Origin of the sequence: Clostridium sp. (genome assembly GCF_036643715.1) — a bacterium.
GTDB lineage: Bacteria > Bacillota > Clostridia > Clostridiales > Clostridiaceae > Clostridium.
On record NZ_JAVXRL010000071.1, the window covers coordinates 1 to 12984 of the forward strand.

Below are 12984 nucleotides of genomic sequence, written 5' to 3' on the forward strand. Positions count from 1 at the left end.
ATTGTCCTATTATTTGGCTTGCACTTCTTGAGAAGTTAATTGCCATTGTAGGCATATTTCCACCTAAGTAGCTTACTTCAAATACTAATTCCTTTGGTAAGTATTGTTCATCTTTCCACATTATCCAACCTATTCCTGGGTAAACAAGTCCATATTTATGACCTGATGTACTTATTGATACAACATTTTTTAATCTGAAATCCCATTCAAGTTCTGGTTCTATAAATGGTGTAAATAATCCACCTGAAGCAGCATCAACGTGAATTGGTACTGATAATTTTGCTGTCTTATTATATTCTTCAAGAACTTTATCTAATTTCTTTATATCATCAAATTTACCTGTGTAAGTTATTCCAAGTATTCCAACTACACCTATTGTATAATCATCAACATAATCTAAAACTTTGTCCACATTTAAACTCATGTGTTCTTCGTCCATTGGAACTAATCTCATTTCAATGTCCCAATACACACAGAATTTTTCCCAACAAACTTGGAATCCTGATGATATTACTAAGTTTGGTTTCTTACTAGTTACATCCATTCCTAAAGCCTTAGCTCTATTTCTCCATCTGAACTTCATAGCCATACCACCTAGCATACATGCTTCTGATGATCCAACTGTTGATGTTCCCATGAATGATAATTCCTTTGGAGCATGCCATAAATCAGCTAACATATTTACACAACGGTTCTCGAGCTCGGTAGTTTGAGGATACTCTGATTTATCTATTGCATTCTTTTCTAATGTTTCTGACATTAATTTTGTAGCTTCATCTTCCATGTAAGTTTGGCAGAATGTAGCTAAATTCAATCTAGCATTCCCTTCATCCATAAGCTGGTCTTTTACTAATCTATAGGCAACTCTTGGTTGAACTGGTTCCTTACTTAGTTTGTATTTTGGTAAATCAACATCTTCTTCTAATGTACCAAATATTGGGGTTCTGTAGTTGTCGTCTAATTTTTTATCTTCTCTTGTGAATAACATAATCGTATTCCTCCCTATTTCTGTATCATTTTATTCGATGTTGAAATTTTATAATAGATTATTTTCAATTACACAATTTCAACATCGTGTTTTATATAATTAAATTTATTAAATTTAATTTATATTTTTATTTATTGCCATCTACAGCTTTTTGTTCAGTTTGATTCTTATGAGAACCTTTATGACTTGCTGCATATATTGCAAATGGAATTATTATTGTTACTATAAAACTTATTACAAGAATTAATTCATATTCATGTGCACTTGATGCATTCAATGAACTTGGTGGTACAAATGATATACAAAGTGCGAGTACTGACATTACAAATCCTACTATACTAACTATCATCTTAAATACTGTTCCACCTGGAATTTGATATGCTCTCTTTAAATGTTTCTTCTTTAATACTAATACAAAGTATCCAATGAAGAATAGTAAGTAACCAACTAAGTAAATTACAACTGTAAGTGATATAGCTGTTAAGAATGAAACGTTATTTCCACCGCCTCCGAATGTTAAAACAGCTGCCCATATTGTAACTACAACACCTTGTACCATTATTAATGGAACTGGTACATCATGTTTGTTTACTTCTGTTAATTTCTTTGGTAATATACCGTTTTTAGCTGCTGTATACATACCTCTTGAAGGTCCTACAACCCAAGCACTAACTTCTCCCATAACACCAACTGCAATTAATACTGCGATTAATTTTACAAGCCAGTCTAAGTTTGAACTAAAGTGTCCAATTAATGCTGCGAATGTTTGAACAACACCTGAGCTTAAGTTTAATTCTGATTGAGGTATAACTGCTGCAACAGAAAGTCCTCCAATAGTGTTAAGTACGATTGCTAATACAACTAGTACAAACATTGCTAATGGGTAGTTTCTCTTTGGATTTTCCATTTCATTTACGTGTGATGCTGATGCTTCAACACCCATGTAACCTAGTATAAATGATACGAATACAACTAATGTATTTGCTTGTGTAAAGTCTGGCACAAATGCTTTTGCACTAATGTCAACGTCTATTGGATTTCCTCCAACTACGTATGCTATTGAAAGAACAAACAGAATAATTGCTGGTATTAATATACCGATTATAAATCCTACTTTTGCAATTGTTGCTGTGTTCTTAGTTCCACCTAATTGTGAAAATGTTAATGCCCAAAATACTACTAATACTCCAACAAATTTTATTACTGGATTAGTATTAAGTGCTGGGAAATTAAATACATATGATAGCGCTCCCAATATAAAGTAGATCATTGTTACAAATCCAACTGTTATTTGGAACCATTGAAAGAATATAGCTGCAAAACCAAATCTTTCTCCTAAAGTGTTTCCAACCCAGGCAAATATACCGCCTTCTTGCCATCCATCTACGGTAGCCATTTCAGCTGCACATAATGCTACTGGTAAGAACCATAAGAATCCTCCTAATAGTAAAAAGAATACTAAATGGAATCCTGATGTTGCAAATGTTGGATACTCATATACTGTCATTACCATTGATGCTGTCATTGCAAAGAATCCAAATAAAGTTAGTGACTTTTTAGTATTCGCTGCTTCATTACCCATTACTTACACGACCCTTCATTATTTTATTTTATTTATTATTTCTAAGGTCTTAAAAATGTCGACATGTTTAAGCGATTAGGGAAATATACTGTTTCCCTCCTCTTGTCTCCAAGTATAACAAGCTTGTTTTTATGTGTAAATTTCCAATATTCTTCATAAAATCCCATTTTATTCTGATTCATATATTTTTGAACGTATCCACTAGCCGTTTACTCTTCAAAGCTCCCTCATTCGTAGTTTTACTCCACATTTCTCTTATAAATTGGATAACTTTTCCTCAAAGCCCCTATTTTACTAGCCTAGAGGGGTATTTGAATGTTTATTTCCATTTTATTAAATTTAAAATCCCTTGGTATAGGCACTTTTAATCGTTTACAAGCCCCTCTGGTAAATTTGTCTTACCAATTTGCATAATCTTTATTAAAAAACTTAACATCTCTTTACTATTATTCTCAAAAATTACATTTAGTTAGATAATATGACGTATTTCTTGCATTTTCAAATATTATACATTCTCCAAACCTAGTATTTACTTATGTTTAAGGGCTTTTTGAACTGAATTTCATAAAGTTTATATTTGATTTTTATATTAATAATCATTCTAAATACAAGAAAAAAGTCACATTCCTTTTTATGGAATATGACTTTTTTCTTGCAGTTTTTATAGATTAATGAGTAAATCCATAAGTTCCTTTATTCTTTTTACTATTTGCATCTAATACATTAGCTTCATTAAGAGCTTTTATACCAGATTTCATATCAGTAATTAATTGTTCTGCCATATTACGACCAAGGTCAGCACGGCATACAATACGTTGTATTATAGTATCTTGTAAATTTTCTGGTAATGGATAAGCTGGTACTTGCCATCCATTCATTGCTAATCTATCTGCTAGATCATATAATGTCCATTGTACATTAGCATCATTCTTTAATTTATAACAAACTATTGGTAAGTTAGCACCATCATTATATATTTCAAATAAGCCCATATCTTTTATTTCTTTTGCTAGATATAACGCTACATCTTTTGTTCTTTGGTGAATTTGTCTATATCCTTCGAATCCATATCTTAAGAAGTTATAGTATTGTCCTATTATTTGGCTTGCACTTCTTGAGAAGTTAATTGCCATTGTAGGCATTGTTCCACCTAAGTAGCTTACTTCAAATATTAATTCTTTTGGTAAGTATTGTTCATCTTTCCACATTACCCAACCTATACCTGGGTAAACTAGACCATATTTATGACCTGATGTACTTATTGATACAACATTTTTTAACTTAAAATCCCAAACTAAATCAGGTTCAACAAATGGTGCAAATAATCCACCTGAAGCAGCATCAACGTGAATTGGTACTGATAATTTTGCTGTTTTATTATATCCTTCAATTACATCATTTAATTTTTTAATGTCATCGTATTTACCTGTATAAGTTATACCAAGTATTCCAACTACACCAATTGTATAATCATCAACATAATCTAAAACTTTATCTATATTTAAACTCATGTGTTCTTCATCTAATGGTACTAATCTCATTTCGATATCCCAGTATACACAGAACTTTTCCCAGCATACTTGGAATCCTGATGATACTACTAGATTTGGTTTCTTACTAGTTACATCCATTCCTAAAGCTTTAGCTCTATTTCTCCATCTGAACTTCATAGCCATACCACCTAGCATACATGCTTCTGATGATCCAACTGTTGATGTTCCCATATACTTCATATCTGTTGGAGCATGCCATAAATCAGCTATCATATTTACACAACGATTTTCAAGTTCTGTAGTTTGAGGATATTCTGATTTATCTATAGCATTCTTTTCTAAAGTTTCAGCCATTAATTTTGTAGCTTCATCTTCCATGTAAGTTTGACAGAATGTAGCTAAATTCAATCTAGCATTACCTTCATCCATTAATTCATCTTTTACTAATCTGTAAGCAACTCTTGGCTGAACTGGATTTTTAGCCATTGTATACTTTGGTAAATCCACATCTTCTTCCATTGTACCAAAAATTGGTGTTCTATAAGTATCATTTAAACTTTTATCTTCTCTACTAAATAACATAGTAAGGACCTCCTTATAATTTTAAAATTTATTATTTATTTGTAGCATTGGTACTTTCTTTTGAAGTATCAGTGTTTTTAATTTGATCTGAATTACTTGATGTATTACTCTCTTCTTGATTCATAATATCATCAGGGTGTGGTATTATTTTATGTTGTCCTCTTAATGCTGGTGGTACGAATTTATTAACTTCATCATGAGTCATTGGAACTGGTTCAGCTGCCAATGTATTGTGTTTATTCTTATCATGAAGTGCATAAATTGCGAATGGTATTATTAGAACTATTACAAAACCTATTATTAGTATTGCTTCATATTCTTTTGCACTGCTAGCATCTAATGAAGCTGGTGGTACGAAAGAGATTACGAATGCGAATATTGACATAACAAATCCAACTATACCAACTATCATTTTAAATACTGTTCCACCTGGTATTTGATATGCTCTCTTTAAATTTTTCTTCTTTAATACTAAATTGAAGTATGCTAAGAAGAATAAGAAATAAGCAACTAAATATACAACAACTGTAAGTGACATAGCAGTTAAGAATGAAACGTTATTTCCACCGCCTCCGAATGTAAGAACTGCTGCCCAAATTGTAACTAATACACCTTGTACCATAATTAATGGAACTGGTACACCATGTTTATTTACTTTTTTCATACTTGTTGGTAAAATTCCTTTTTGAGCTGCTACATATAGACCTCTTGAAGGTCCAACAACCCAAGCACTAACTTCTGCCATAACTCCTACAGCAATTAATAATGCAACGATCTTTACCATCCAGCCTCCAGTAGTTGTAAAGTGACCGATTAAAGCTTGGAATGTTTGAATAACACCAGAACTTAAGTTAAGTTCTGATTGTGGTATAACTGCTGCAACAGCAAGTCCACCAATTGTATCTAAAAGTATTGCACATATAACTAATATTAACATTGCTAATGGATAATCCCTCTTAGGATTTACCATCTCATTAGCGTGAGTTGCTGATGCTTCAACACCCATGTAAGCTAGTATAAATGATACGAAAACAACTAAAGTATTTAGCTTAGTAAAATCTGGGAAGAATGATTCTGCACTAATTTTAACATCTATAGGATTACCACCTACTACGTAAGCGATTGCTAATCCAAATAAAATTAATGATGGTATAACTATCCCAACTATGAATCCTACTTTTGCTATTTTTGCAGTATATTTTGTTCCTGCAAGTTGAGTGAATGTTAATCCCCAAAATAGTACTAACACTCCTATAAATTTTATTGTTGGATTTGTATTAAGTGCTGGAAAATCAAGAACATATGATAATGCTCCTAATATGAAATAAAGCATTGTTATAAATCCAATTGATATTTCGAAAAATTGGAATGATATTGCTGCGAATCCATACTTTTCACCTAAAGTATTACCGACCCACGCAAAAACTCCACCTGTTTGCCAACCATCAACGGTTGCCATTTCAGCTGCACATAATGCTACTGGAATAAACCATAAAAATCCACCTGCTAATAGATAAAATACCAAATTAAATCCTGATGTCGCAAATGTTGGATACTCGTAAGCAGCCATTACCATTGACGCTGTTATGGCGAAGAATCCAAACAAACCTAGTGATTTTTTACTTCCTACGTTTGAGTTATTGTCCATAAAATTCACGCCCCTCATTATTTTTAATTTTAAATAACATAGACTTAAACTTGTCGACAGTATTAAGCAAGTTAGGAACATTTTTCCTGTCCCTTCCATGGCTAAAGTATAGCAATGGATTTTTCCGATGTAAAACTTCATATTAGCTCACAAAATATTGTATAATTCCTAATTAACTCTTTTAATTAAAAAAATACTTATTTTACTCCTCCATAGTATGTTACTCTTAGTTTTACAGTACTATTTGCTATATTAAAAACCTAAATTATCCCTAAACTCTCTATTCTAGGGACTTGAATAATTTTTCAGACCTTTTTTAGTAAATATTAAATTTCTATAACGGCTATATCACTTGATGTAATTGATTACAAGAAGTTGTATGATTGTTATTTTTTATCTATTAATTACTGTTTATTAAAAAACTTTACTTTATTTTGGATATAGTTACAATTATGCACATTTGTAACCAAGGTAAATACATCTGTTCATAAACTATGTAAAAGTATTATCAAATACTCACTATTATCTTAATTTATTAACAAAAAATGTGCTCATTTATTAAAAAAAAGCACATTTCTTTAAATTGATATTATTTTTTGTATATAGTTAAATATTTATCTTCTAAGTAATCTAAGAAGTATTTTGAGTTCAAATCTTCATTACTTATAGACTTTATTAACTGTAATGGAGTGTATATAGCTCCATATTTATGGATATTTTCACATAACCAAGTTTGTATATGTGAAAATTCTCCCTTTCTTATATCACTATACATATCTTTATATTCATTTTTCATAACAGTAAGAATTTGAGCTCCATAAATATTTCCTAAAGCATAACTTGGAAAATATCCAAAAGATCCATCAGACCAATGTATATCTTGGAGTATTCCTTCACTATCATTTTTAGGTTCTACCCCTAAATATTCTTTATACTTCTTGTTCCATTCATCTTTAACATTATCTATATCTAAATCTCCATTTATAAGAGCTTTCTCTATTTCATATCTTATTATTATATGAAGGCTATAAGTTAATTCATCAGCTTCTGTTCTTATAAGTGAAGGCTTTACATAATTTATTCCTTCATAAAATTGTTCTAATGTTATATTATTAAACTCTTTAAATTCATACTTTGCATATTGAAGGAAGTATTCCCAAAATTCTTTACTTCTTCCAATTATGTTTTCATAAAATCTTGATTGTGATTCATGTATACTCATTGAAATAGCTGTATCTAAACCAGTTTTTTGAAGCTCATCTGGTATATCTTGTTCAAATATTCCATGTCCAGCTTCATGTATACAACTAAATATTGATGATGTAAAGTCTGGTACAGAATAATTAGTTGTAATACGTACATCCTTATTACCAAAACCTGTTGTAAATGGATGTGTACTTTCATCAAGCCTTCCAGCTTCAAAATTATATCCAATTTTCTTTAATACAAATCTTGCAAACTTATCTTGAGATTCTTTATTAAACTTACCTATCAAAAAGTCTTTATTTATAACTTTTCCGCTTTTCTCTATCTTATTTAATATTTCAAGAATTCCATCTTTAAGCTCCTTAAAAATTATATCAAGTTTCTTTACTGTTAATCCTTCTTCAAATTTATTTAAAAGAGCATCATATTTATTATCTTCATAACCAATATACTCTGCAAATTCTCTTTGAAAATCTATCATCTTTTTTAAGTGTGGCTTAAATATTGTAAAGTCATTCTTCTCTTTTGCATCTTCCCATGCACCTTGAGAAAGTGATTGTTCTACAACAAACTTTCTATATCTCTCTTCTGGAAGTTTCTTCGTGTAATCATACTCTTTTCTAGCATTTTTTATAATAGCTTTGTCTATTTCTGATAATCCTTCAATATTTCCCACGAAATAATCTAGAATTTCTCCCATTTTATCACTTGTTGTCCTATTGAATATTTCCCCGGATAAATGTTCAATAATTTCTGATCTTTGCTCTATTGCCTTTCTTGGCATTTTTGTTTGCATATCCCAGTATATTATTTCTAAAGCTCCATTCATCTTCTCTATACTAGAAATTTCCTCTTTTAATTCACATAGCTTTTCCTTCCTCATAATATTAAAAACCCCACTTTCTTTATTTATATTTTAATATTCCGGTCCAAAATAAAGTACTGACTCAGTTTCTCTACAATACTTCGTAACTATACATTCGCTTAACTTTCTTGGACATTTAAAACAAACACATTGTAAGTCGTTACCATCACAATTTCCACTTTTCTTTTCTGGACATTCTAAACAATTTACTCCAACTCCTGCTGACATTAAAAACACTCCTCTTTCTATTTATAGAATTATTATACCAAATAACTATAGTATATCTAATATAAATATAAAAATGCCTCCTTATACATCTTAAATTTAAGACGTATAAGGAGACATTAATGTAGTCTATTTAATTTTATATGCAAGTATTATTCCCAATAAGCATCTTCACCTAATAAAGTATCGTCTAATCCTTTTAACTGTTCTTTTTTAGTTGTTCTAATTGAGAATATACTATCTATAACTTTAAGTATTATAAATGTAACTGCGAATGAGTAAACAGCAACAATTACTACTCCTAATAATTGAATTAAAAATTGGTGCATTCCCCCCTGTGCATTATTTACTGTTGCACTTGCAAGAATACCTACTAGTAAACTTCCAGTAAGTCCACCCATACCATGTACACCCCAAACATCTAAGGCATCATCCCATTTCATCTTATTCTTTAATGCAATACTTAAAAAGCAAACTATAGGTCCAATTATACCTATAATTACAGCTGATTTTGGGTCTACAAATCCTGCACATGGTGTTATTGTAGCAAGCCCTGCAACTGAACCTGTAAGCAAGTCTACAAATAACAGCTTTTTATTAATTATAACTGATATTATCATCCAAACTACCATTGCAACTGATGCTGCTATTGCTGTATTAACAAAAGCTGCTGCTGCAACCTTATCTGCTGCAAGTGATCCACCAGCATTAAATCCAAACCATCCAAACCATAATAACCCTGTACCTATTGCAACTATAACTAAGTTATTTGGATCTGATTTTTCTCCTTTTTTTATTGCTCTCTTTCCTAAGAATAATACAGATGCCAATGCTCCGAAACCTGCACTAACATGAATAACTGTTCCTCCAGCGAAATCTATAAATCCTAATTTACTTAAGAATCCTCCACCCCATACCCAGTGACAAACTGGTATATAAATTAATATAGTCCAAACTATTAATAGTACTATATATCCTTTTAAATTAAGTCTATCTGCAAAGGCACCAGTCATAAGTGGTGCTGTTATTACAGCAAACATTAATTGATATGCAAAGAACATAACAAAAGGTATTGTTGAACCATAAGCTGCATTTGGTGCTAGTCCTACTGACTTTAAAGCAAAGAACTGATTAAAACTTCCTATTATACCCAAATGGTCTGTACCGTATGCTAAACTAAATCCTCCAAATATCCATATTATTGTTACTATTCCCATTGATATAAAACATTGCATCATAATTAAAAGTACATTTTTCTTTTTAACTAATCCGCCATAAAATAAGGCAAGACCGGGTGTCATTAAACATACTAAAGCTGTACAGATAATCATAAATGCAGTGTTTCCCGTATTAATCGCTGACATTTTAATAACTCCTTTCTATTATTTATTTTTATATGATAAGTTATCTTTAAATCTTATTTTATAACTAAACTTTCTATTTGTATTAATTAAATGGCATATTTTACAAACATCATATAAATTTAAAACTTTGAAGTTATTTTCAGAAAAAACTATGGAATATTAGCTATTTTTATCTATATATAATTAACTTTTTTTAAACTAGAATAACTTTGCATTAATATCATTTTAAAAAAAGTATATTTTTGTAATTAAACATATACTTTATTCGCTAAACATCATTTTTATATGTAAAAAGTTACTAATTTTTGAATTAGACTTATGTTATAAATACCTTATTTTATATTATAAACTTAATTTTTTCATATTTATTTCCCTATATCCATTGATATTGCTCATTTTCACTCTACAAAATATATTAAGAATAGACTTTTTTGTATAATTTTACTTTTTAATTTAATTTACATATTTATGTAAATATTAACCTATTGTTAATTGTATCGACTTTTTCTAAGTGCTATGCTTTATTTATACGATAAGTAATCGCAAATAAAAAAATTTATGAGGTGATTTTTCATGGGCAATAGTTTAAACTTAGATAATTTAAATTTAGATGCTTTAGTAGAAAAAAATAAACAATTTATAAATGAAGGACATGTAGCAACATACATACCTGCTTTAGCTGAAGTTAATCCTAATCAACTAGGTGTAACTTTAATTGATATTAAAACTAATAAGGAATATTCTGCTGGAGATTGTAACTCAAGATTTGCTATTGAAAGTATATCTAAAGTTCCAGTTCTTATACTTGCTATTTTAGATAATGGCTTAGAAGGAGTATTTAGTAAAATAGGCACTGAACCAACAGGTTTCCCATTCAATTCAATTATGAATATGGAAATAAGACACGGAAATAAACCAACTAACCCATTCGTAAATGCTGGTGCTATTGCAACAAATTCTTTAGTTAAAGGTAAAGATAGCGATGAACGTTCAGGAAGAATATTAGATTTCTTTAGAAAGATAATGAATGATAATGACATTGTTTTAAATAAAGAAATTTATTTATCAGAAAAAAGTACTGGAGATGTTAATAGATCATTAGCTTATTATATGAAAGGTAATGGCATGTTAGATGCTGATATACCTGATGTATTAGATTCTTACTTTAGACAATGTTCTATGGAAGTAACAGCAACAGACCTTGCTAGAATGGGTGCTGTTCTTGCAAATGGTGGAGTATGCCCTTGGAATAATGAAAGATTATTCCCAGAAGAAGTTGCTACAATAGTTAAATCCTTAATGACTTCTTGCGGATTATATGATGAATCTGGAACCTATGCAGTTCATATTGGTGTTCCATCAAAAAGTGGAGTTGGTGGAGGAATACTTTCAGCAGTTCCTCAAAAATGTGGTATCGGATTATTTAGCCCTAATCTAGATGTTCCTGGTAACAGCGTTGCTAGTATGAAGTTACTTAAAGATTTATGTGATGAATTAGACTTAGATATATTTAGATAAAAACTTAAACTTTAAGTTAATTGCTTTTAAAATAAATTTAGGAGTTATCTTATTATAAGATAACTCCTAATATTTTTTACATTAACATATCTCTTCTTGTAAATACAACGCTTGATATTATATATGAAACTATTATAGTTCCAATCATAAGACCAATTCCAAGTTGTGGTGAGAAATTAAGATTGTTATGATACATAAACGGCATTTCCCCCATTAACAAGTTAATTGGACTACTATAATTTAAGAAATTAAGATGAGCATAACTTGCTATCTTTTCACTTGCCATTGGAAGCATTGTTGATGCAACTGCTATAATAACAGATACTGCCATTGTTATCATACTACTCTTAAATAATGATGATATCATAAATATAAATGCTACACATGCAACTATAAATAGTAATTGTAGAAGGAATCCTTTTAAAACTAAGTCTCCCATAGTTGATTGATATCCTGAACCTGGAACTAATTCTAATTGTTTAAAACCTTGTTTAATAAATATCTCTTGATTAATTATATATTTTTGACCTATCGTAACTGGCATCTTCATTGCATCAAATCCAGTAAATGCTCCCATTATTCCAAAGGCAGCAACTTCTAGACCTGCTATCATTCCTACAACAGTAATAACTATTGCAATGAACTTTGAAAGTAAAACTTTAGCTCTTGATACTGGCTGTACTAATAAGAATTTAACTGTAGCTGGAGTACACTCCCCTGATACAATATCACTCATAAATACTGCAATACCTGCAACTAATATTCCCATTCCAAGTATCATCATAACTTGAACTGCAACATTGCTCGGGAAGAATTCCCAGTTCTCTATTGGCTCAATATTATTATCTAAGAAGTACTGTTTATCTTTAATTTGTTGTTCTAAATGTTTTACGCCTTCTTCATCATATCCAGCATTTTTTATATCACGTTTATAACTTTCTATCTCAGATTTAACTTCATCTCTCCAGTCAACATTTTCAGGTGATGATATTTTCTTTTCTTGTAATTTTCTATCATCTTCTAACCTCTTAATGTCTTCTTTTAGATAATTAATGTTCTCTTTAATATTATTTAATGACTCTTTATCATAATTGCTATTTTCGATTTCTTTTTCCTGTCTTTTTAAATCATCTTTCATCCATGATAATTGATTATCTATGTTTTCAATTTGACCTTGTGGAGATTGCCAATGTTCCATTTGATTTGATGATACCTTTGCAATTACTACAAATCCTATCATCGCAAGTGCAAATAACCCAAATACTATCCAAGTCTTTGATCTTCTTGATATTTTTATAAGTTCGTTTTTTACTAAATTAAATAGCATTATCTAATACCCCCTTCCACAAGTTCCATATATCTTTGTTCTAGTCCTTCTCTATTTTTATAAATCTCTTCAACTAATATATCTTCTTGTACTAAAGATTTTACAAGGTCAGATGTAGTTCCTGATTGAAGAACTATATTTATTCCATCTTCATTAACTTCTGATGTAAGTACAAATGGTTGTTTT

The 12984-nt window shown here is 30.2% G+C and carries 9 protein-coding genes and 1 pseudogene; 1 reads left to right on the top strand and 9 read right to left on the bottom strand.

All coding sequences use genetic code 11. The features are described from left to right. The 7 genes from RSF37_RS14000 to RSF37_RS14030 form a co-directional block, all read right to left on the bottom strand. Positions 1–988, bottom strand: a 988-nt coding sequence (locus tag RSF37_RS14000) for a glutamate decarboxylase (RefSeq protein WP_332565005.1), incomplete at its 3' end; no start/stop codon positions are given. Between the two features lie 127 nt (positions 989–1115). After that, positions 1116–2570 carry a glutamate:gamma-aminobutyrate antiporter gene (gadC, locus tag RSF37_RS14005; RefSeq protein WP_332565006.1) on the bottom strand — a complete coding sequence of 485 codons (1455 nt, stop codon included), beginning with the start codon at positions 2568–2570 and terminating at the stop codon, positions 1116–1118. Positions 2571–3238: 668 nt separating this feature from the next. Further along, complete coding sequence (locus tag RSF37_RS14010) at positions 3239–4645, bottom strand: glutamate decarboxylase (protein ID WP_332565007.1); 1407 nt, start codon at positions 4643–4645, stop codon at positions 3239–3241. 31 nt (positions 4646–4676) lie between these two features. Further along, positions 4677–6293 carry a glutamate:gamma-aminobutyrate antiporter gene (gene gadC / locus RSF37_RS14015; protein WP_332565008.1) on the bottom strand — a complete coding sequence of 539 codons (1617 nt, stop codon included), beginning with the start codon at positions 6291–6293 and terminating at the stop codon, positions 4677–4679. 589 nt (positions 6294–6882) lie between these two features. Continuing rightward, a complete protein-coding gene (locus RSF37_RS14020; protein ID WP_332565009.1) occupies positions 6883–8382 on the bottom strand; it encodes a carboxypeptidase M32 in 1500 nt (499 codons plus the stop codon). A 33-nt stretch (positions 8383–8415) separates the two neighbouring features. Then, a complete protein-coding gene (locus RSF37_RS14025; RefSeq protein WP_332565010.1) occupies positions 8416–8592 on the bottom strand; it encodes a hypothetical protein in 177 nt (58 codons plus the stop codon). 149 nt (positions 8593–8741) lie between these two features. Next, entirely contained in the window at positions 8742–9953 is a 1212-nt protein-coding gene (locus RSF37_RS14030; protein WP_332565011.1) for an ammonium transporter, read from the bottom strand. Between the two features lie 573 nt (positions 9954–10526). On the opposite strand from RSF37_RS14030, the gene glsA reads away from it, so the two are divergent. After that, complete coding sequence (gene glsA / locus RSF37_RS14035) at positions 10527–11471, top strand: glutaminase A (RefSeq protein ID WP_332565012.1); 945 nt, start codon at positions 10527–10529, stop codon at positions 11469–11471. Between the two features lie 76 nt (positions 11472–11547). On the opposite strand, the gene RSF37_RS14040 is transcribed toward glsA, so the two are convergent. Further along, entirely contained in the window at positions 11548–12798 is a 1251-nt protein-coding gene (locus RSF37_RS14040) for an ABC transporter permease subunit (RefSeq protein ID WP_332565013.1), read from the bottom strand. Beyond that, positions 12798–12984 (bottom strand): annotated as a pseudogene (locus RSF37_RS14045) (ABC transporter ATP-binding protein); the annotation flags it as partial. The pseudogene RSF37_RS14045 and the gene RSF37_RS14040, both read right to left, overlap by 1 nt.

Excerpts from the sequence above, each read along its gene's own strand:
- RSF37_RS14040 (WP_332565013.1), bottom strand. The coding sequence starts at position 12,798 with ATGCTATTTAATTTAGTAAAAAACGAACTTATAAAAATATCAAGAAGA.
- gadC (WP_332565006.1), bottom strand. The coding sequence starts at position 2,570 with ATGGGTAATGAAGCAGCGAATACTAAAAAGTCACTAACTTTATTTGGA.
- RSF37_RS14010 (WP_332565007.1), bottom strand. The coding sequence starts at position 4,645 with ATGTTATTTAGTAGAGAAGATAAAAGTTTAAATGATACTTATAGAACA.
- gadC (WP_332565008.1), bottom strand. The coding sequence starts at position 6,293 with ATGGACAATAACTCAAACGTAGGAAGTAAAAAATCACTAGGTTTGTTT.
- RSF37_RS14020 (WP_332565009.1), bottom strand. The coding sequence starts at position 8,382 with ATGAGGAAGGAAAAGCTATGTGAATTAAAAGAGGAAATTTCTAGTATA.
- RSF37_RS14025 (WP_332565010.1), bottom strand. The coding sequence starts at position 8,592 with ATGTCAGCAGGAGTTGGAGTAAATTGTTTAGAATGTCCAGAAAAGAAA.
- RSF37_RS14030 (WP_332565011.1), bottom strand. The coding sequence starts at position 9,953 with ATGTCAGCGATTAATACGGGAAACACTGCATTTATGATTATCTGTACA.
- glsA (WP_332565012.1), top strand. The coding sequence starts at position 10,527 with ATGGGCAATAGTTTAAACTTAGATAATTTAAATTTAGATGCTTTAGTA.